Source organism: Psychrobacter sp. H27, assembly GCF_059072655.1.
In genome coordinates, this window is sequence record NZ_JCACRX010000001.1 from 1,863,260 (window position 1) to 1,885,170 (window position 21,911).

Here is a 21,911-nt window from a genome sequence, read left to right on the forward strand (position 1 = left end):
CACGACAAACGAGACCACTTAACGAGACACTGTAATGACATCACCTTCGACTGCCACATCAACACCGCCAGTAGATACTAAAAAAGCTGTCCTACTCACCGCCTCCCAGTTAAACAAAACCGTGCAAGTCGGCGAGCAAAGCCTGTCTATCATCAAAGACGTCGATATCCACGTCAACGCTGGCGAGTTTGTGGTCATCATGGGCAAATCAGGCTCAGGCAAATCGACCTTGCTAGGACTACTTGCCGCATTGGACTACCCCGATAGCGGCACGGTTACTTTGGCAGATCAAACGCTCAGCAGTTTGGACGAAGACGCGCTTGCCGTTATCCGCCAACAGGATATGGGCTTTGTCTTTCAGTCATTTCATCTACTGCCCACCCTAACCGTCGCCGAAAACATCGCCTTCCCATTAGATATTGCACGGCGCTCAAACCCAGCGCGAGTAGACGAGCTGATTGACGCGGTCGACTTAGGTCATCGCCGTCACAGCTTACCCAATCAGTTATCAGGCGGTGAGCAGCAGCGTACAGCGGTGGCAAGGGCATTGGTGTCGCACCCAAAGATTGTGTTCGCCGATGAGCCAACAGGTAACCTCGATGAGCAAAATGCCGATCAGGTCATGCAGCTATTATTGGATTTGCGCCAGCAGGTTGGCTCGGCATTGGTCGTGGTGACTCACGATCCTGCGCTTGCCGAGATGGCGGATCGCGTCATTACCATGCATGATGGTCGGATTGTAACCTAATGAATCAACGCACAGAAAACCAATCAACTGATGTTAAAAATACTGATACTAGTATGCTCAATCAACTGTTTACCAAGACGCTAGGCTCGCAAGCACTCAGCCGTAGCTGGTGGCAACGCTGGGTCTATCCAGTATTGTTTTTGCTGACGCTCACCCTATCGCTTGCCACCTATCTGACCCTCGACTCGGTGCAGCAATCTGTTGATCGCTATATCAATGACAATCAGCGTGCACTCGTTGGTGGCGATTTGATTTTGAACGGCAAGCAGGATTGGTCAAGCGACGTATTGACACAAGTAGACACAATCCCTGACACGCAGGTCGTATACGATTATCAGTTTAGCGCCATGCTGGTCACTGATGAGCAAACCTTGCTTGCCCGCGTCAAAGCCGTCTCACCGTCCTACCCTTTATACGGCGATGTTGAACTGGCCTCAGGACAGCCGCTATGGGATCAGCTGACCTCTGACAATGTCGTCGTTGCACCAGAAGTGCTTAGTAGCCTAAACGCTAGTGTCGGTGACCGTATAGCTATTGGCGATGCGCAGTTTACCATCAGTGATGTGCTGACCAAAGAACCTGACCGACCTTTGACCGCGTTTGGTTTTGGTGGGCGGGTGTTGATGAAACAAGATGCCTTGGCAGCGACCAACCTACTCGGTCAGCGTAGCCGCGTCAATTACCGTATTGAGATAGCAGGTGATCCTGAGCTGATAACGACGCAGCGTGATGCGTTCACAGATATCCTGACCAATTATCCTGATATCGAGCTGTCTGAAGCCGAGTCCGAAGACACCTCTGTGTCCCGTATCTCTGACAATGTATTGATGTTCTTAAAACTGCTGGTCATCGCCGTATTGCTACTCTCGGCCGTCGCCATGTATGGCGTCATTAGCGCGTTTGTCACCAAGCAACAATCCAATAATGCGATTCGCTTGGCATTAGGTGAACCGCTTGGCTCACTTAAGCGCAGCTATTATCAACTGCTTATCGTCACCACCGCCATTGCTTGTGTCGCCGCGATTATCCTGAGTTTAGGTTTGCTTAAAATCGGTCAGCCGTATCTCGTGGCTATCTTGCCTGCTGACGTGGGTCTCGCCATCAATCCAATCAGTGCGATCAAGACCATATTCATTGCATTAGCTCTGACCCTACTGATAGCGCAGCGTGGATTAAGTACGTTAAATACCACCAAACCCGCCACCCTACTCAATCAAGGGGCGAGTACGCAGGCGCAAAACCTACCGTGGTATCGACGCACGCCGTTACTATGGTATGGCATCGTGCTGGCAGGACTCTATGCCTTCTTCGCTTATGAAGTTGGCTCGCTGTCATTAGGCGCGCAGTTATTGGGCGGATTGATCGGCTTTGTAGCGATATTTTGGCTACTGGCGCGTGGGTGGCTATGGCTGCTTAATAAGTTAGCGAGCAATACCAAGGTCAGTTGGATGCAGCGTATCGCCATTCATAATCTGGCGCGTAAAGGCAATCAATCAGCATTATTCTTTGTCACCTTATCGCTATCGGTCGCGGTGCTGACGCTCATCACCACCCTCAATCACAGTATCAACGCGCAGTTTATCAATGCCTATCCTGAAGACGCGCCCAATCTGTTTTTGCTCGATGTGCAGAGCGATCAACACGATGAGATTGATACGATCATTGACGCACCTGTCACCTATTACCCAGTCATTCGCGCCCGTGTGGAGACGGCGAACGATGTACCAGCAAAAGATATCGAGCCTGAAGATGGCTTTGATGATCCTACGCGGGTGTTTAACTTAAGCTACGCAGATACGGTGATGGATACCGAGTATATCGTTGACTCGCTCACAGACGATGCGCTCTATACGCCTATCGATGATGCCGATCAGCAAGTCAAACCCTTATCCATCTTGGACACTGCCGCCAGTATGCTCAATGTCGGTATGGGTGATCAGGTACGCTTTAATATTCAAGGTATCGAAATCGTCGGGCAGATTACCAGTATCCGCACGCGCTATGAGCGTGGCCCCAGCCCGTATTTTTACTTCTTGTTTGAGCCGTCGGTGCTGTCCGCTGCGCCGCAGATTCAGTTTGCTACTGCGCACGTATCAGAAGATGCCATTCCAGAGCTACAAGGCAAACTGGTACGCGAGTTCCCTGCTGTCACGACGATTGATGGGACTGCTATTGCGAAGCAAATCCAAGAGCTGGTGGTACAAATGAGCCGCTTGGTCTATGTGTTCACTTTGCTTGCCCTACTCACTGGGGTCATGGTACTGATCAGCTCGCTACTGTCTACGTCACAAGATCGTATGAAAGACAGCGCGTCATTTAGACTGCTCGGTATGCAAAAGCGCGACTTGTATATGCTCAATATCTTGGAGCTGGGCGTGCTTGGTATTAGCGCGGCGACATTTGCGGTGGTCATCGCCAGCGTTGGCGCATGGGCGGCTATTACGCAGTGGTTTAATCTACAGTTTAGTGTGCCGTGGATGAGCTTGGCTATTGGCGGTGCAGCGTTAATCGTATTGCTGTTTGCCATTGCCATTATTTATGTAAGATTGGTGATTGGGCGCGGGATTATGGCTAGAGTCAGGGCGATGATTTAGGAGATGTGCTATGAATTCAAATGATCTAATAGTGAGTACTTTTCTGATAGGGGTTATTCGACTTTTACGCCTTGGTGAAATTAGCATCGACCAAGCTCATTTTTTGATTTTCAGCCCTGGTGGATTATCGAGAATTGAAGGTAATGATGACTTAAAAGGGTAGCGCCTATTATTCATTATGCGCTTGAACTCGAAGATATATTGTCTACATTAGGTATCGAAAAGTATCAGCAAGAACTGACACAGCTTGAACAACTTTTGGTCAAGCATCTAACGTTTGGTAGTCATGAGAAACTGTGTGGCACATCAAAAGTGATAATTTCACTAAAGTCTGATGGATAGGGCTTATTTAAAATTTCGCAATTATAAGTTGTATCTAACTTAAAATAAGCACTTTATTCCCGACTGGAATACTATACTAATATCTGGACAAAGAGTGATAGGAACAGGAATAATTTCATTTATATAAAACAGCTTATCTTCCTAATATGTAAATATTTCAATTGATTTTCTCATCATCAATTATTTCTACGCTAAGAGAGTGCATCTTTATGGGTTCATTATCCCACCTTCTTGCTAAATACTCTATTTCTTGATAGATAGTCTTTTTGCCACTTATGGCTCGAATCCGAATAATTAACGGATGAGCATATTTCCATAGTTTCATAAAACTAGAATAGTGTAGATTCTTAAAAAGCTCTTCTTCAAAAGCTTTTACACGTATACCTAGAGCGATGTGTTCATAATAATTTAATACATAATGGATATCATCTTTTAACTTTTCATCCTCTAATATTCTCTTATACCTTTTCTTTTTCTCTTCTTCGACATCTACTTTTCTTTTCTTTTCATTTTTTAGAAGATTTTTGTTTATCTTTATATGTTCAAATATTGTAAAATCTTCTTTATGTCTAATTTCTTTTGATATTTCCTCATCGGATTTGTTTTTGTACTTATGATTGTCTAGCTGACTATAATATTGGGGTAGATCGTTTCCTTTAACAAAAATCAAGTTCTTAGTATTTTGCAGTCTCTTATTTTCATTAAGCTCTGTCACAAGTTGTATTGTTAGTTGTTTCCTACTAGTAGACTTACTACTTTGTATGGACTGATAAGTTAAGTATAAACCTATTGTAGCTACAGCCACTAAAAGATAGCTAGGAAAAGATCCAAGAACCACTCTATATACGCTATCCTGGAAGCTTCGTACCGTTGCTCCACCTGAAGCGGACGTTACAGCATCTGAATAATTTATCTGATAGTGCCACCACAACCAAATAACCCCTAATGTAAACAATACAATAGGGGTTATTATAGGTAATTTGATTTTTCTTGTTAGTTTAACCATCCCATCCTTCATGAGCGACCTTTTTGAACATATTAAATTTTACCATTTAAACTCTCCTAGTTAAGTAGAATTGTAAGCTTAATTTCACTTCCCTATTAATTTGATTTACAGATAAAAAATACAATACATAGTATAAAAGTTTTATGCACGACAATGTGGTGTCAGTATTAGTTCACGTAAATAGAAACGAATATTAGTTTACTTCTCTGCCTCTGCTTAGCCAGCCGTTATTATCAAAATAATAACGGCTGGCTAAGCAGAGGCTTAATTATACACAAAATACTCTGTTTTGTCAATAGATAATTTTTAGAATACACGACAGGTTAGGGATGAACAAGACTTCTATATGATAATTATATTAATAATATGTATAAACTAAACTCTTTTCAATCCACATCTACTCCTGAACACCTCTACCCTCATCACCACCTTTTGCTATACTAGCCCAACTTTATCGGTTAAATACCCACTTATAACACCCTCCCAAACAGCATGGTAGCCTTATGAAATTCTCAAAGTTCGGTCAAAAATTTACCCAGCCCACTGGCATCTCGCAATTGATGGATGATCTCGGCGATGCGCTAAAAAGCGATCAGCCAGTCAACATGCTGGGCGGTGGTAACCCTGCCAAAATTGATGCCGTCAATGAGCTGTTTTTGGAGACCTATAAGGCGCTAGGTGTTGATAACGATGCGGGCGTACCCAATAGTAGCGCGATTATCAGCATGGCGAACTACTCCAATCCGCAAGGCGATGCTGCCTTTATCGATGCGTTGGTTGGCTTCTTTAACCGTCATTATGACTGGAACCTCACAGCGGACAACATCGCCCTGACCAATGGCTCACAAAATGCGTTTTTCTACCTGTTTAATCTGTTTGGCGGTGCGTTCACAAACGAGCAGAGCGAATCTGTCGACAAGTCCATTCTACTGCCATTGACCCCTGAGTATATCGGCTATAGCGATGTGCATGTGGAAGGTCAGCATTTCACCGCCGTATTGCCGCATATCGATGAAGTGACGCATGATGGCGAGGAAGGCTTCTTTAAATATCGTGTCGATTTTGATGCGTTAGAGAACTTATCAGCGCTAAAAGAAGGTCGTATCGGCGCAATTTGCTGCTCACGCCCGACCAATCCAACGGGTAACGTGCTGACCGATGACGAAATGGCGCATCTCGCCGAGATTGCCAAACGCTATGACATACCACTGATCATCGATAACGCCTACGGTATGCCTTTCCCAAATATCATCTATTCTGATGTCACTTTAAATTGGGATAACAATACGATTCTGTGTTTTAGCCTGTCCAAAATTGGCTTGCCCGGTATGCGTACGGGTATTATCGTGGCTGATGCCGAAGTGATTAAAGCGGTCAGCGCGATGAATGCGGTAGTCAATCTAGCACCGACACGCTTTGGTGCAGCAATTGCCACGCCATTGGTAGAAAACGATCGTATCAAACAGCTATCCGATAATGAGATTAAACCGTTTTATCAACAGCAAGCGACACTCGCGGTGAAGCTGTTAAAAGACGCATTGGGCGACTATCCGCTAATGATTCATAAGCCTGAAGGCGCGATATTCTTTTGGTTATGGTTTAAAGACTTGCCGATTAGCACCCTTGAGCTGTATGAGCGTCTCAAAGAAAAAGGCACGTTGATTGTACCAAGCGAGTACTTCTTCCCCGGTGTTGACGTGACCAATTATCAGCATGCCCATGAGTGTATCCGCATGAGTATCGCCGCCGATGAGCAGACACTGACGGATGGTATTAGAGTGATTGGGGATGTGGTGCGTGAGCTGTATGATGAAGCACAGAACAAGTAGTCATAGACTCAAACGAGCGAATAAAAAACGGACTGATTAATAGTCCGTTTTTTTATGCTCTGAAATGGTCTATTTTATTTTAGGTGAACGGTTTGCCACCCTTTTAGCTAAGCGCTTTTAGTAATTCATTAGCGCTTAGTTTACCAAACTCATTGGCAGCTAATGGTCCATCTCCTGAGATCAGTTTTCTATCTTGATGAGTGCTACCGGTGGCCAGTTTATTGCTAATAGTGACGCCTAGGTCTTCAAGCTTTTCACCAAAGTACCATGGCATCGTACCGGGCAGATAGCCAATTTTTGGCATTTGCTTATCCATACCAGTGGGGAACGCTACCATCTCATAGCCTTTAAAGATAAAGTCGCGCTCGGACTTATCATCTGCCTTATCAGAACCGTTTAGATTGACGGACAATAAAGCGGCAGGTCCATGGCAAATCGCTAAGGTAAACAAGTTATTTTCATGGCCCCAGCGTAGCAATTCGCCAAGGTTCTTGTCCTCAGGCAAGTCTAGCATCGCGCCATGACCACCTGGAATAAAAATCGCTGCATAGTCGTCGCTATCGGCCATGTCATTTTTGACAAAGTCAGCAATACTGTTCGGACTCTCAAGCTTTGACCGATACTCAGCGTATAATTGTTTAACGTCGTCATCATCTTCTGGCATCGCCCATTGCTCAACTTTGACAGACGCTCCTGTTGGCGTAAAGACGTCCACGTCAAAACCCGCTTTTTTAAAATGCAATAAGGGCACCATCATTTCAACAGGGTGATTGCCGGTATCAAACTTTTTACCGTTTTCCATAGTCATGTATTGCTGCTCGGTACAGACCATGAGGATTTTTTTATTGCCCGTATACGGCGTGTCATACTCTGTATTGTCATAATTAGTTTTACTTGGGGCCGCCAATTTCAAAGATGACTTGGAAGGAATATATACTCCCGCTTCGGTTTCTTGTGCTTGCAACCCTAACGTTTCTTTTGCATTGTCTAGTATTTCTTGGATATTCATAGTGCTTCCTAGTTATTATTAATTATGGAGGATCGATACCGAGTCAGGCGATATCTAAAGGCAGTATCTAAAGACAATATGCTTAAGATATACGCCGATACCGCTACCCTTTTATCTTAAGATAACAAACTGAGAAAGGGTTAAATAGACAAGACTTTTTATATTTCGTAAGCTTTGTAAAGAGAGCGTGTTTGATCTGTCAAATCACAACCGCTGCAATAGCGACCGATTTAGGTAAAAGCTATTTTAGAAGTCATTTGTGTGATGTTCTTATAGGAGTACTGCTCTTGACAAACAAATGCAAAAGCATGGTATCAAAGCGATTGTCGGAAGTGTTTCGTGAGCTTTATAATTAAGCACAAAGCAAATAGTCGTAAGTTCAAACGAACAAATAAAAACGGACTGATTAATAGTCCGTTTTTTTATGGCGTTTGGTTATTGAAGTAGATTTATTGGTTGGGTGAAAGACCGTCGTCCATTTATTGAGCGCAAAGAGCACATAGGGTAGCAAACACGTATTCATTAGATCGTGCAGGCTGGCCTTTATATCCACCATTTCTAAAGCTAGGAGCCCTTTGGGTATGATGATATGGCGATTGTCCAAGTATTCACCAGATAACGCCACGCCAGTCACAACAATCAAAGCGATAAATGCTCTGATATTTTGGCTTTTGATGATAGGACGCAGTAAGAATAGACAAAGCAGGTAGACACCAATACCGACATAGATATGTAAAGCATCTTTGGCAAGACCCGTAATCTCAACCATATTGAGTTTAAAATCGGTAAATTCCAATAGAGTATTCCAAATATAAGCGAGCAAGAAGTAATTGAGCGTATCACCAAACAATAATAACTGAGAATCAACAACTAAGAATGAAAATAATAGAGAACAAAAAAGGTAGATTATACAATTGATAATCTACCCTTTGCTAAATTAAATATTCAATTTATATTTATCGTTTATCTATATATTCCACTCTACAAAATTCTTGAGCAGTTGCAAGCCAGCAGTATGGCTTTTTTCTGGATGGAACTGGGTGGCGAATAGATTGTCTTTGATAACACTGGCACAGAACGGTTGACCATAGTCACATACCGCCGCGACTTGCGCACTATCAGCAGGCTCGCAGTAATAGCTATGTACAAAATAAAAATGCGCGTTGTCCTCAATACCGTGCCACAGCGGATGATCGGTATCCATCTCATTGATAGTATTCCAGCCCATATGCGGTACTTTTATCGTAGCGCCTTGCTGGTCAGTCCACGTCGGATCGAATGCTTCTACCGTGCCGTTTAAGATGCCAAGGCAATCTGTGCCGCCATTTTCAGCGGATTGCTCAAACAACGCCTGCATACCCACACAGATAGCCATGACGGGCTTGTTGAACACTGCTTGGCGTATGACCTCATCGATGCCAGCCTCTCTCATACCAGCGATACAATCGCGCATGGCACCGACCCCAGGGAAGACGATCTTATCTGCTGCCGCTACGATTTTTGGGTCATTGGTGATAGAGACGTCTGCGCCAACGACTGACAACGCTTTGCCAGCTGAGTGCAGATTGCCCATGCCATAATCTAGTAATGCTACTTTAGTCACTTTAGCCATTAAAACGCCTCTTTGGTCGATGGCAAGGTGTTCAATGCACGCTCATCATATTCACAGGCCATACGTAGCGCACGCGCAAAGGCTTTGAAGGTTGATTCGATCTGATGATGGCTGTTTTTACCTTTGAGATTATCCAAATGTACGGTCATCCATGAGTGATTGACGAACCCATAGAAGAACTCACTGAATAGGTCAACGTCGAAGCGGCCAACGTGCGAGCGGGTGAATGGAATATCCATGTGCAGCCCTGGACGACCTGATAGATCAACCACTGCGCGGGTCAGCGCTTCGTCTAGCGGCGCATAAAAATGTCCGTAACGACGGATGCCTTTCTTATCGCCCAATGCTTTGTTGAATGCTTGACCCAGCGTAATACCCGTATCTTCGACACTATGGTGGTCATCGATAAAGGTGTCGCCAACACATTTGATATCTAGATCAAACAAACCGTGACGCTTAATTTGATCAATCATATGATCCAAAAATGGCACACCCGTGTCTACCACACCTTTACCAGTCCCATCGAGGTTGACGGTACAGGTGATTTGCGTTTCGGCGGTGATGCGCTCGACAGTCGCAATACGCTCAGGGCGACCATGTAGATTTAGGTTTGTTGCTTGATTTTGCTCAGTTGCATTGGCTGTCATGGCTACTCTCTATCGGTTCTTTATCAGTGAAAAGCGGTCAATAAGTAGTGCAAAAAATACCCATTACTTTATATTATGTTTTCTGCCAGCACTCTAATCAGCACTAGCAATACAAGTATTAAAAAATGATATATACAAAAGATATCAATATATTAGGGTTTATACGTACTTAATATTATGTAGCCTCATCATAGCAAACCCTAACATTTACTGCCACGCTCAAGGGCCAAACCATGCACAAAATCACCTCATTCTGCTAAAATAGTGTGTTGAGTATTATCAATCATGACTTGCACCAACTTTTAGATACTCTATTCTGTAGCCTACCCTTTAACGTTGTGCCGTATTATGACTTTGTGCTGTGCCGTACTATACCCTTATACTATAAAAACCCTTTATTTATAGGAACCACTATGCCTTTAGAAGCGATTGCCATCAATAGTTTGGATGCACCACTCATCAAAAAACCATCTCGCGACAATGAGCTAGCAGAGCGTTTGCAGGCATTGTACGATAGCGATGATACGCAGCCTAATGGTACTGAGGTGTTAAATATCGTTGAGCAAGGGTTTAAACGCGGACAGACCCTATATGTCGGTATGTTCAATGACAAACCTATCGCTGCGGTTGGGTGTTTTGATGATGGACAGACCGATGCCAAACGTTTGCAATATCTCACAGTACACCCAGAGAACCGCAAACGCGCCATCGATGCCAAATTTATCAAATTGGTCTATGATGCGGAAGTCAAAAAAGGCGTCCGTGAGTTTGTCCCGGCTGATACTGATATTCACCGTATCATGAGCGAGTACGAACTGCTGCGCGTAAAAGACTAAACTGAGCGCTAAAACTGTTAATTCTGCCCATATCTAGTTATTTATCGTCTTTTATCAGATATAATTCAAAAACAGCTTGACAGCGACGCGTATATTTAGTTTAATAGCGACCTCAACGAAGACGGCTCGATAGCTCAGTCGGTAGAGCAACGGATTGAAAATCCGTGTGTCGGCAGTTCGAACCTGCCTCGAGCCACCATTCGTTAATAGAATTCTAAAAAGCCCCGAACAGCGATGTTTGGGGCTTTTTTTATGCCTGTTATTCATGCTTGTCGCACACCGTCACTATTGCATAACATTTCTATCCTGTTTTCTAAACAGCTTGGCTCAGTATACTCAATAACCATATGTGAGTAGATACCAATTATAATAAAGAGCAAGGGTAGCCATTATGAGAGAATTTGATTACGACTTAGATTACAAAAACTTAGATTTGCGCGCTCAGCCTGAATTGTATCGTGTGGGCCGCGGTGAGCAAGGGGTGCTACTGGTAGAACCTTATAAGTCTGAAATCTTACCGCACTGGCGCTTTGCCACGCCTGATATCGCCACCGAGAGTAGTGAGACTATTTATCAGATGTTTTTGGACTACTTGGCCGACGATGATTTTGTTGGTGCGGATATGGCGCGTAAGTTTATACAAATGGGCTATACCCGCGCTCGTCGCTATGCCAATCATAAAGGCGGCAAAAAGTATAAAGGCGCGGTCCCTGATGATAAAAAAGGTCAAAGCGGTGCTCATGGTCGCGAAGAATTGCCAAGGCAAATCGAGGATCCTATCAAAGCAGAGTCTGCGCGAATCTTTAAGGTCAAATGGGACGAGTGCCGAGAGAATAAGGATTATTTAAGGATGAAAAAAGAGCATCGCGAGCTTTATAAAGATGTCGAGTAACTACAAGAGCAAACGCAAACCCTTTAACCAGTAGGCAAAGCAATGAGTAAAAAAGAAATGAACAATAACGACAAGCAACTTTTGATCTTTGATTTTGATGGCACACTCATTGATAGCGTGCCCGATTTAGCTGATGCGACCAATGCTATGCTGACCAGCCTTGGTAAGGAAACCTACCCTATCGAAACGATACGCAATTGGATAGGCAATGGTTCACGGTTGCTGGTAGAGCGCGCGCTGGTGGGTAGAGTAGAAGTAGCAGACAGCGAGTTAACGGTTGAGGAAGCCAATCACGCAGAACGCGTATTTCTTGATGCATATAACGAGCTAAGCGGTAGTAAAACTGTCGCCTATCCCGATGTCGACGAAGGACTCAAAAAACTCCATGCCGCTGGCTATACGCTTGCCTTGGTGACTAACAAACCCATTCGTTTTGTCCCAAAAATACTACAGTCATTTGGCTGGCATGATTTGTTCAGTGAAGTGATGGGCGGTGACAGTCTACCTGTCAAAAAACCAGACCCAGCGCCCCTACTACACGTCTGCAAAAATCTTGATATTGATGCTGCTCAAGCAATAATGATTGGCGACTCTAGAAACGATATATTGGCTGGACAAAACGCCAATATGGATACGCTTGGACTGTCTTATGGCTATAATTACGGACAAGATATTCGTGAGCTAAACCCGACCGCAGCATTTGATAATTTTGCCGACTTGGTGGCTTGGGTTATGGCAGATAGCATTTAATCCGTAACAATATCTGCCTAGTGTTCAGAAGAACTTGCCAAAAAATCTGCTAAAACCAAGGTTACGCTTTGCTGCGATAGCTCAGTGCCTCAGACACATGGGCGCTATTAATATCAGTACTATTGGCCAGATCAGCGATGGTGCGAGCAACTCGCAGTACCCGATGATAACCACGAGCAGAGAGGTTCAAACGCTGCTGGGCAAGCTGCAATAGTTGCTTTTCACTATCACCCAGCTCAATGTACTGATCGATCTCACTAGGACTAAGCTCATTATTGACTTTTTGTTGCCGTTTTAACTGCTGCTGATGCGCAGTCGCTACTCGAGTACGCACTTGCTTAGACGTCTCACCTGCCTGCGTGTTTTGCAAGTCAGCAATAGGCAGCGCTGGTACGGTGATATGCAGATCAATACGATCTAATAGCGGCCCTGATAATTTGTCTTGGTAGCGTTTGATTTGTTCTGGTCGACAACGACAACGCCCTGAGGTATCGCCATCATAACCGCACGGGCAAGGGTTCATAGCAGCGACCAGCTGAAAGTTCGCCGGAAAGGTCATTTGAGAGTTGGCACGGCTAATAGTAATTTGCTTGGCTTCTAACGGCTGACGCAGCACCTCAAGCACGCTGCGATCGAACTCTGGTAACTCATCGAGAAACAAAACGCCCTTGTTCGCCAAAGTAATCTCGCCCGGTTTGGGTCGTGAGCCACCACCTACCAATGCGACGGCCGATATCGTATGATGAACCTGCCTGAACGGCCTTGTCCCATAGTCATAATCGCTGTCTGCCACTGAGTACGTACTGGCCACTTCTAGCGCATCTTCATCGCTCAGATCAGGCAGTATCGTCGGCAACCGTGATGCCATAAGCGTCTTCCCCGAACCTGGCGGACCAGTAAACAACAACGAATGACCACCAGCTGCTGCAATCTCTAGCGCGCGTCTGGCATGATGCTGTCCTTTGACATCCGCTAAATCTACTTGATACCCGACATGCTTTGGCGTGGGACTGGGCTGCACCACTTCCAAGCAGTCATAAGTTGCGCTTGGGTCAGTCAGGGATTGCAAATGATCGCAAACTGCCTTTAGACTCTGCGCGGCCAGTATCGTCACGCCATCGACGCGACTGGCCTCACCCCCATTATCAACGGGTACGATAAGTTGCGGTGTCTGCGATAGTTTTGATGCTAGCCCTTCCGCTTTGATCGCGCGAGCAACTGCCAAACTGCCAGTGACCTGCCGCAGCTCACCGTTGAGTGCCAGCTCTCCTATAAACTCAAACTTCGATAGCACCTCTGGCTCAAGCTGTCCGCTTGCCGCCAATATACCTATGGCTATTGGTAAATCTAAACGTGCACCATCTTTAGGTAGATCAGCCGGAGCTAAATTAATCGTGAGACGCCGATTGGGAAACTGAAATCCTGAATTAAGAATAGCAGAGCGCACTCTGTCTTTGCTCTCGCGTACAGCCGCTTCAGGCAGACCGACGATGGTCAACGCAGGTAATCCTTGCGACAGATGAACTTCAATGATGACTTTGGGAGCATGCAAACCGACGACTGAGCGGGTATAGACTTGGGCAAACGACATCAGTGTTTTCCTAATATTAGGGGATGATTGATGATAGATTATTCTTTATCAGTGCGCAAATGTCGTGTTTTATCACTGGTATAGTGAGTAAATAGTGTTATATGATGAGCAAATGTTCGTTTTAATTTTGATCCTACTGGCTAAATACTGAGGCGTGTTTGATACCACTCTTGTTTGCTGATCAGCAAATATCAAGCCACTACTAGCGTTCAAAATCAATCAGAGCATGGATGATAAACGGATTTTATTGTCTATATAAAGCGGCTTTTTGCTATCCGCTTTATACACACCAACTAACCATGGATGGATAAGCTTATGAGCATTGATATGCTTCCTCAGCGTGTGCCTAGGCTCGCGCTACTCACAGTGGCTGTTTCTGTAGGACTGTCTGGTTGTTTCACAGATGGCGATAACGATCCTTTTGGTTCTGAGACTACCTACGTTGCAGATATTCAGCGCACTGAATTTGGCATCCCACATATTACCGCACAGGATTATAAAGGGCTCGGTTACGGCGTAGGTTACGCTTTTGCGGAGGACAACATCTGTTCACTAGCACGTGAGGTCGTCGTAGCCAGCGGACAGAGCATGCGCTACCTCGGTGACGACGGTGACGTAGACAGCGACGTTTTTTATACTTGGTATAACTCTCCAGAGAGACGCGCTAGTTTCTTGGCCGCTCAGGATCCCGAGACTATTGATGCTGTCACAGGTTACGCTGCTGGCTATAGCCGGTATCTACGTGATACAGGGGTTGATAACATCAATCCTGACTGCGCTGGCGCCGAATGGGTACGTGAGATTACGATTGATGATTTGCTGACTGTCTACGGCAAAGCAAACTTGCGCGGCGGCTTGTCTAACTTTGTCAGATCTATCGTCGCAGCAGCACCGCCTGATCAAGATATGACTATGGACAGCAGTAGAATGCGTACTGTCAGCCCAGAGCCAGTAGCTGATTTCGATAATTCAACAATCAATGCGATGAAAGGTGGTAGTAACGCCTACGCATTTGGCAGCGAGGTAACCGGTACTGATAGCGGTATCTTGTACGGCAATCCACATGAGCCATGGGAGGGCGTACAGCGCTTCTATGAGTTTCATTTGACCTTGCCAGGCGAGCTCGATGTGATGGGCGCCGCTCAACAAGGCCAGCCCTTTATTAATATTGGTTTTAATAAAGATGTGGCGTGGAGTCATACGGTCTCTACCGCCAAACGCTTTACCCTTTATCAGCTTAGCTTGGTAAATGGCAATCCTATGAAATACAATTATCAAAATAGTGACGGTGTATTTGAGCAGCGTGATATCGAAGAAGTCGAGGTAACGATTCAGTTGCCAGATGGTGGGGAGCGTGTTGAATCCTTATATCTATCTCAATATGGACCGATGCTGAATGTAAAAGCACTAAACGATCAGCTGCCTAACTGGGGTGATAACAATCTCGCTTATACCATTCGCGATGCGGCATCTGAGAATCCGCGTGCCCTCAATCAATGGCGTAGTATGAATAAAGCCACGAGCGTCGAAGACCTAGTCGATAGAATGCAAGATACCCTTGGTCTTGGGTTCGTTAATACCATTGCCACTGATCGCTACGGCAAGGCCTTGTACGCCGATATTTCAACCGTACCGCATGTCACCAAAGATAAGCTTGAAGCTTGTAGTGCCAATGCTGGTCCATTCCTTGGCGCATTGATTGCAGCAGACTTGCCAGCACTAAACGGAGCCACAGCTGCCTGTGAATGGGGTAATGATGCTGACTCGCCGCAAGCAGGTATTTTTGGACGCTCAAACCTTCCTTTCTTAATTCGTGATGATTACGTCGCCAACTCAAACGACAGTTACTGGTTGAGCAATCCTCAGCAGCCACTGACTGGGTTCTCACCGCTCCTACGTCGTCGTCTAACGCCATTCTTAGGACCCAATGCAGTAGAAGGCGTACCGTTACTGATGCGTTCGCGTATGGGACTGACACAGATCTCAGATCGACTGAGCAATACAGACCAACTTGGTGGCTCCACCTTTAATCTGGATAATATGCAAGACGTGGTCTATGGCAACCGCAGCTATGTTGCTGAGCTCGTACTCGATGATGTATTGGCAGACTGTACAACCAACCCTATGATGCCACTGACTAGCGGTGGTACTATCGATGCCACTCAAGCTTGTAATATTCTGAGCAATTGGGATCGCCGTAACAACCTAGATAGCAAAGGTGCTCATGTATTTAGAGAGTTTTGGCGCAGCGTCGACTTTACTGAAACTACAGATGATGCCTTCAATGTGAAGTTCGATGTCAATGACCCTGTCAATACGCCACGTGACCTGATTATCAATGATAATACGCGTCAGGCATTGGGAGATGCCATTAGCTACTTCAATGACAAAAATATCGCCCTTGATGCCTCTTTGGCAGACTTACAGTACGTCATCGATGCAGGTAGTAATAACGAAAAAATCTCTATGCATGGCGGACTTGGACGCGAAGGTATCTTCAACGTCGCTCAAGGCCCAGGACTCAATGAAGATGGTACTTATAAGCCAATCACTACTGGTCCTACCTATATGCAGACCGTAACTTTTGATAGTAATGGCCCTGTCGTAGAAGCATTGCTGGCATATTCACAAGCCTCAGACAGTACGCGACCGTACCACCGTGATCAGACACGCCGTTACTCAGCCAAAGACTGGATACGCTTGCCTTTTAGTAAAACTGAAGTCAATGACCAAGCGGTTGGTGGTACCATTCAACTGAGAGAGTAGCATTGGCAAAATGAAGTAGATAAGTAAAGCAGAAATATAAAAACCTCAGCCCAGTGCTGGGGTTTTTTTTATTCAAAGTGCTGGGGTTTTCTGTGTCAAAGTAACCGCTGTATTTTAATAGCTGAGCACACTGACCAACCACCCCACTGGCAATAAGGATTTGTTATACTAGCCATCATAAATTCGGTGATAAATACAGCTACCAATAACCTGCTCAAATATTCTTATCAGCTTTCTAAAAATGAGACTAGCATTCACTTACTGAACGACTAACCATATAAGAATCCGTATGTTCGGCGTCAAAACGAGGAATATCGCATGACAGACTACTCAGAACAACACACTCAACAGCCTTACAACCGTGCGGACGACTCGCCCACCACGGTGCGCCCTGTTATGCAACCAGACAACCCTTATGCCAGCACCCGCGGTAGCATCACCAGTAAGCAATTACCACCGTTCGATGAGACCATCATCAACAAGTATAATCGTTCGGGCCCACGTTATACCTCATACCCAACGGCGTTAGAGTTCACGCCGATACCGGACAGACTCGAGACGACTGCTCTTGAGACAAAAATTCTTCAAAATCGCGAGTCTCGTGCGCCCCTATCTTTGTATTTTCATATTCCGTTTTGTCGTCACCTTTGCTATTACTGCGCGTGCAATAAGATCATTACCAAAAAAAACAGCGACTCTGGTGACTATCTACAGTATCTAATCGCTGAGATTGCTCTGAAACGTCGTTTGCTATCTGCGCCAGATGGCAGCGAAAAACCACTGGTCAAGCAGCTCCATCTAGGCGGTGGTACACCAACGTTTTTGCGTGATGAGGAAATAGTAAAACTGTGGGCATTCTTGCAAACTCAGTTTGAGTTTTTACCTGAAGATGAAGGTGATTACTCTATCGAGATTGATCCCCGTGAACTGGGTGACAATACCCTACAAACGCTGCGCAACCTGGGTTTCAATCGTATCAGCTTGGGTGTACAGGATTTGGATGAAATGGTACAAATCGCCGTCAATCGCGTGCACTCAGCAGAAATGATTGAAAATGTGTTAAATGAAGCGCGTAAGCTTGGTTTTGGCTCTATTAATATTGACCTCATTTACGGTTTACCGCATCAAACGCCTGATACTTTGGGCAACACTGTACAGCGTATTATCGAGATGTCACCAGATCGTCTGTCAGTCTTTAACTATGCTCACCTGCCCGAGCGGTTTAAAGCTCAGTGTCAGATCAAAGATGAAGACCTACCAACTCCAGCTGACAAACTTGCCATGCTCGGCAATACTGTCAATACACTGACCGAAGCTGGTTATCAATACATTGGCATCGATCACTTTGCCAAGCCTGATGACGAGTTGGCTGTTGCCCAGCGCCAAGGTAAATTACATCGCAACTTTCAAGGCTATACCATCATGGGCGACTGTGATTTATTGGGCTTTGGTGTCTCATCTATCAGTCAGATTGCCAATAGCAACACCCGCTATATATCGCAAAACGATACCGATCTACACACCTATCAAGCTAGAATAGACAAGGCAAAGTCTAACCCTCTTGTTATGCCTGCTGTAAAATATATCAAGACATCTATCAGAGATCGATTGCGTGAATATGTCATTATGAATCTGCTCTGCCACGATTATCTCGACTTTAAAGATGTGAACCAAAAGTTTGGTATCGATGCCATTACTTACTTTATTGATGAAATTCAACAATTAGGGACGATGCAAAACGATAGACTGATCGATATGGATGCAGCAGGTATTCGTGTCTTACCAAGAGGACGCCTACTTGGTCGCAATGTCGCCATGGTGTTTGATGAGTACTTGAAAGATAAACATAACAGCCATTTCTCAAAAGTGATCTGAGCTTACGACTCAAAAACCACTTATCAGCTATAAAAAAAGACCTCATGTGAGGTCTTTTTTTATGACTGGCTATCTACACTTTTAATTTATCACCAACCATACCTTTTACAGTGCTTAAGATATCTGCTGGTAGTACCACCATTTTTGAGTTATCAGACTCTGCCAGTTGGCGAATAGACTTGATGTACTGCTCACCAAGTAAGTAGACAATCGGCATCTCTTCATCACCCATCGCCGCTGTGATAAGACGAATCGACTCCTCTGAACCTCTGGCCAGTACCACTTGCGCTTCAGCATCGCGACGTGACGCTTCAAGACGTCCATCTGCTTCCAATATAGCCGCTTGTTTTTGGCCGTCAGCACGGGTGACTGTCGCTCGGCGTAAACGCTCTGCTGCTGCCTGCTCTTCCATAGAGGCTTGCATGGTTTGCGAAGGATTAATGTCTTGAATTTCTACGGTTTTGAGCGTAATACCCCAATCAGCGATGTCTTCTGAAATCGCTTGTTTGAGCAATGCCTTGATCTCATCACGACTCGATAAAGCATTATCAAGATCCATCTCACCAATGATTGAGCGCAATGATGTCTGTACTAAATTACGGATACCATGCTCATAATCTTCAATACCATAGACCGCTTTGTCTGGGCGTAGGATATTGATATAAGCGACCGCATTAGCGATGATGACCACGTTATCGCGGGTGATAACCTCTTGCGATGGGATATCTAGTACGATGTCTTTGGTAGTAACTTTATAGGCGATTCTATCCACAAAAGGAATAATAAGGCTAAAGCCAGGTTCTAGGGTCTGCTGATATTTACCCAGCCGCTGCACGACCCACTTGTACCCCTGCGGGACAATACAGACACTCTTAAAGACAGTAAAAACCACCAAGGCTGCTAATACCAACATCACGATACCGCCGCCATTTAAAATACTTAAGATGCTACTCATACGATTCTCCTTGATCCTCGCCTTGTTTGCCAGCGACGTGATTTATGTCCTTTTTATCTTGATTTAAAAATATTCGGTATATCATGCGCGTCATTTGCTAGTGCCTGTCTTTGTGGGGTCAGGTTTGTGCAAGCTCAGTCTATTCCCGTTAGGTTTTTTGGTAGACACTTGAGTATTTGCAGGTACTTGGCTATTGAGTGTCGGTGTAATATTTGGGCGTATCGTTTTGGGTGCTTGGAGGCGCTGTGTGGGAGCAACCACCAGCTCATCGCCGACCACTTTTAAGACCACCACGCGATCGCCCATCTCCACCCTCGCACCTGCTGTGCGGCATGGCCACTCGTCTGCACCCCAAACAGGTACGTTAAAGCGTATCATACCAGGGATACCTTTTTGCGGTTTGACCACGATCATACCGGTCTCACCAATCACCAAATTACTGCTTTGCGCCGCCTTTTTGCGACTCATGGATAGGGGCTTGATGTATTTGACCCAAGCCAGCATAAAAAAAACCGAAAGCGTAAGCCAGATCAGCACCTGAAATAATAAAGGAATAGGGAGCAACCATGCTAAGGCCGCAATGATCACAGCGGCTACGCCAAACCACAAGCTGGCAAACGTCGGCACAAACATCTCAACGATCAATAGTAAGAAGCCCAATACCAGCCAATGCCAAGGTTCAATCATCAAAAACATCTCCATCCTTGCCACCATTCCTATCTTTATCATTCCAGTTTTTAATGTATCATATTTTTAAGGATAACAATGCTTTAACCGTATTTCTGATACACATTTACATACTGTGCGCCCAAAATATCTGTTACGAATTTTAGGCAAAAAAAACGACCACCTAAGTGATCATTTTTTAGCTAAGGTTTGAGACTTAGAATTTGTAATGTGCACCAAGAGTTAATAGCGTAAGGTCTTCAGCAACATAGTCATATTCAGCTTCAACACTCATGTTAGGGTTGAAGTTATACCCTAAACCAATACCACCAGCGACACCACTATCACTACCACTGTTATTTTCAAAGTTGCCAAAGTCGTCGCTTATAGAAGCATCAATCTCGGCTTTAGCATAGCCTAGTTTACCCTTGGCATATAGACCAGTGTTAGGGAATGCATAGCGGTAAGTACCATAAGCACCATAGGTTTTAAGGTCATACTCAGCGTCAACACCACTATTACCTGTATCGACATCAGTATCACTAGAGCCTACGTATTCAATCTCGGCACCAAAGTTAGAATCAAAATTATAGCCAGCATATACACCGTACGCCGTTGGATCATCTAGATCATCAACATCTATCATGAACTTACCGGCTTTAATACCAACATACGATTGACCAGCACCATAAGAGATTGCTGCTTGCGCACTCATTGTCATTACTGAACCGACGATTGCTGCGAGTAACGCTTTTTGTAGATTTTTCATAGACTATTCTCAACCTTGGATTTAATAAACAAATGATTTGTTTAACCTTGAATACTACTCAACTATATTTCACTTGTTTTTAGTAGTGCGACATCATACCAAATTATCCAATAAAGTAAACATATGTTTTATATAATTTTAGACGAAAAAAAACGACCACTTAGAGTGATCGTTTTTTATTGCAGTACTTAAGCTAAATGCTTAATCTAGGCTAAATGCTTAGAATTTTAGCTGTGCACCAACAGTCATAAGATCTACATCATCACCTAACATGTCGTATTCAGCTTCAACACTGAAGTCAGAGTTTACTGCGTAACCAAGACCTACACCGCCAGCAAGATTGGTATCGTCTCTTGAACCATCAGATAAACCTAGATTAGTATTAGATGCTTCTACTTCAGTTTTCGCTACACCCAGCTTACCTTTTGCATATAAGCCAGTATTTGGGAATGCATAACGATAGGTACCATAAGCGCCATATGTTTTGGCATCGATGTCGCCGCCTCTATAGTCAGCGTCATCTGAACCAACATACTCAGCTTCTATACCGAAGTTAGGATCAAAGTTGTAACCAGCATACACACCATAGGCAGTTGGATCATCAGCATTATCGATATCTAAATCGAATTGACCGACTTTAGCACCAACATACGGCTGACCTGTATAGCCATTACCATAGTTAACAGCGGCTTGTGCGCTAACAGTAAGTAAAGAACCAGTTGCTAGTGCAAGTAACGTTTTTTGTAGAGTTTTCATTATTAGCTCCTCAGAGAAAATTGGGACAAACAAGTTGTTTATTTATAGTGGTCTTAGTGACCTATCGTCTTGTCTGCTAACGATGAGGATATAGTAACAAACTATTTCAGACACTCTGTCAGTGTTTAATGGTATGACAGTTAAAGTTTGAAAGCATTTATCAGTCCACTAGTTACAAAGGCTTAGATATGAAACCTTTTGTTACAACCGCTCCATTTGTGCAATAATTCCTACTCATTTCGCAGAATTTTTGCCAAATATTTGGTCA

The 21,911-nt window shown here is 44.6% G+C and carries 19 protein-coding genes and 1 tRNA gene; 10 read left to right on the forward strand and 10 right to left on the reverse strand.

Annotated features, from left to right (window positions below; all coding sequences use genetic code 11):
• Window positions 1-34 precede the first annotated feature (34 nt).
• From AC5JPY_RS07555 to AC5JPY_RS07565, 3 genes are read left to right on the forward strand one after another with little or no spacing between them, the layout of a single operon-like run.
• Entirely contained in the window at window positions 35-748 is a 714-nt protein-coding gene (locus tag AC5JPY_RS07555) for an ABC transporter ATP-binding protein (RefSeq protein ID WP_443524873.1), read from the forward strand.
• Window positions 748-3,342, forward strand: coding sequence for an ABC transporter permease (locus AC5JPY_RS07560; protein WP_443524874.1), 2,595 nt, complete (start codon window positions 748-750; stop codon window positions 3,340-3,342). The genes AC5JPY_RS07555 and AC5JPY_RS07560 overlap by 1 nt, the downstream gene beginning before the upstream one ends.
• Before the next feature lie 10 nt (window positions 3,343-3,352).
• Window positions 3,353-3,505 carry a hypothetical protein gene (locus AC5JPY_RS07565; protein ID WP_443524876.1) on the forward strand — a complete coding sequence of 51 codons (153 nt, stop codon included), beginning with the start codon at window positions 3,353-3,355 and terminating at the stop codon, window positions 3,503-3,505.
• A gap of 336 nt (window positions 3,506-3,841) precedes the next feature.
• Here the strand turns inward: AC5JPY_RS07565 and AC5JPY_RS07570 are convergent, their stop codons facing one another.
• Window positions 3,842-4,702: a DUF4760 domain-containing protein gene (locus AC5JPY_RS07570; protein ID WP_443524877.1), complete on the reverse strand. Its 861-nt coding sequence runs from the start codon at window positions 4,700-4,702 to the stop codon at window positions 3,842-3,844.
• 491 nt (window positions 4,703-5,193) lie between these two features.
• Between AC5JPY_RS07570 and AC5JPY_RS07575 the strand changes: the two genes are divergently transcribed.
• Window positions 5,194-6,519 carry a valine--pyruvate transaminase gene (locus tag AC5JPY_RS07575; RefSeq protein WP_443524878.1) on the forward strand — a complete coding sequence of 442 codons (1,326 nt, stop codon included), beginning with the start codon at window positions 5,194-5,196 and terminating at the stop codon, window positions 6,517-6,519.
• Between the two features lie 103 nt (window positions 6,520-6,622).
• Here the strand turns inward: AC5JPY_RS07575 and hchA are convergent, their stop codons facing one another.
• The 4 genes from hchA to hisB all read right to left on the reverse strand — a co-directional run bounded on the left by hchA (window position 6,623) and on the right by hisB (window position 9,787).
• Complete coding sequence (gene hchA / locus AC5JPY_RS07580; protein WP_443524879.1) at window positions 6,623-7,528, reverse strand: glyoxalase III HchA; 906 nt, start codon at window positions 7,526-7,528, stop codon at window positions 6,623-6,625.
• Window positions 7,529-7,934: 406 nt separating this feature from the next.
• A complete protein-coding gene (locus tag AC5JPY_RS07585) occupies window positions 7,935-8,324 on the reverse strand; it encodes a hypothetical protein (protein WP_443524880.1) in 390 nt (129 codons plus the stop codon).
• Window positions 8,325-8,495: 171 nt separating this feature from the next.
• Entirely contained in the window at window positions 8,496-9,131 is a 636-nt protein-coding gene (gene hisH / locus AC5JPY_RS07590) for an imidazole glycerol phosphate synthase subunit HisH (RefSeq protein WP_443525526.1), read from the reverse strand.
• 8 nt (window positions 9,132-9,139) lie between these two features.
• Window positions 9,140-9,787: an imidazoleglycerol-phosphate dehydratase HisB gene (gene hisB, locus AC5JPY_RS07595; RefSeq protein ID WP_443524882.1), complete on the reverse strand. Its 648-nt coding sequence runs from the start codon at window positions 9,785-9,787 to the stop codon at window positions 9,140-9,142.
• A 413-nt stretch (window positions 9,788-10,200) separates the two neighbouring features.
• Between hisB and AC5JPY_RS07600 the strand changes: the two genes are divergently transcribed.
• The 4 genes from AC5JPY_RS07600 to AC5JPY_RS07615 all read left to right on the forward strand — a co-directional run bounded on the left by AC5JPY_RS07600 (window position 10,201) and on the right by AC5JPY_RS07615 (window position 12,265).
• A complete protein-coding gene (locus AC5JPY_RS07600; RefSeq protein WP_319050843.1) occupies window positions 10,201-10,623 on the forward strand; it encodes a hypothetical protein in 423 nt (140 codons plus the stop codon).
• 123 nt (window positions 10,624-10,746) lie between these two features.
• Window positions 10,747-10,822 (forward strand) — tRNA-Phe (locus tag AC5JPY_RS07605).
• Between the two features lie 192 nt (window positions 10,823-11,014).
• Entirely contained in the window at window positions 11,015-11,515 is a 501-nt protein-coding gene (locus AC5JPY_RS07610) for a DUF4385 domain-containing protein (protein ID WP_443524884.1), read from the forward strand.
• A 42-nt stretch (window positions 11,516-11,557) separates the two neighbouring features.
• Window positions 11,558-12,265: a phosphoglycolate phosphatase gene (locus AC5JPY_RS07615; protein WP_443524886.1), complete on the forward strand. Its 708-nt coding sequence runs from the start codon at window positions 11,558-11,560 to the stop codon at window positions 12,263-12,265.
• A 61-nt stretch (window positions 12,266-12,326) separates the two neighbouring features.
• On the opposite strand, the gene AC5JPY_RS07620 is transcribed toward AC5JPY_RS07615, so the two are convergent.
• Window positions 12,327-13,856 carry a YifB family Mg chelatase-like AAA ATPase gene (locus AC5JPY_RS07620; RefSeq protein ID WP_493852330.1) on the reverse strand — a complete coding sequence of 510 codons (1,530 nt, stop codon included), beginning with the start codon at window positions 13,854-13,856 and terminating at the stop codon, window positions 12,327-12,329.
• Between the two features lie 315 nt (window positions 13,857-14,171).
• Here AC5JPY_RS07620 and AC5JPY_RS07625 point away from each other — a divergent pair, with 315 nt between their 5' ends.
• Together AC5JPY_RS07625 and hemN are read left to right on the forward strand one after the other, a co-directional pair.
• Window positions 14,172-16,622 (forward strand): penicillin acylase family protein, encoded by a 2,451-nt coding sequence (locus AC5JPY_RS07625; RefSeq protein ID WP_443524901.1) that lies wholly within the window; start codon window positions 14,172-14,174, stop codon window positions 16,620-16,622.
• A gap of 396 nt (window positions 16,623-17,018) precedes the next feature.
• Entirely contained in the window at window positions 17,019-18,497 is a 1,479-nt protein-coding gene (gene hemN / locus AC5JPY_RS07630) for an oxygen-independent coproporphyrinogen III oxidase (RefSeq protein ID WP_443525530.1), read from the forward strand.
• Window positions 18,498-18,570: 73 nt separating this feature from the next.
• Here the strand turns inward: hemN and AC5JPY_RS07635 are convergent, their stop codons facing one another.
• The 4 genes from AC5JPY_RS07635 to AC5JPY_RS07650 form a co-directional block, all read right to left on the reverse strand.
• Window positions 18,571-19,452 carry an SPFH domain-containing protein gene (locus AC5JPY_RS07635; RefSeq protein WP_319050837.1) on the reverse strand — a complete coding sequence of 294 codons (882 nt, stop codon included), beginning with the start codon at window positions 19,450-19,452 and terminating at the stop codon, window positions 18,571-18,573.
• Between the two features lie 90 nt (window positions 19,453-19,542).
• The gene (locus tag AC5JPY_RS07640; protein WP_443524903.1) at window positions 19,543-20,139 is read right to left on the reverse strand and encodes an NfeD family protein; all 597 of its coding nucleotides are present in this window, start codon (window positions 20,137-20,139) and stop codon (window positions 19,543-19,545) included.
• Between the two features lie 196 nt (window positions 20,140-20,335).
• Window positions 20,336-20,887, reverse strand: coding sequence for an outer membrane protein (locus tag AC5JPY_RS07645; RefSeq protein WP_443524904.1), 552 nt, complete (start codon window positions 20,885-20,887; stop codon window positions 20,336-20,338).
• Between the two features lie 219 nt (window positions 20,888-21,106).
• Window positions 21,107-21,643: a porin family protein gene (locus AC5JPY_RS07650; RefSeq protein ID WP_443524905.1), complete on the reverse strand. Its 537-nt coding sequence runs from the start codon at window positions 21,641-21,643 to the stop codon at window positions 21,107-21,109.
• Window positions 21,644-21,911 lie beyond the last annotated feature (268 nt).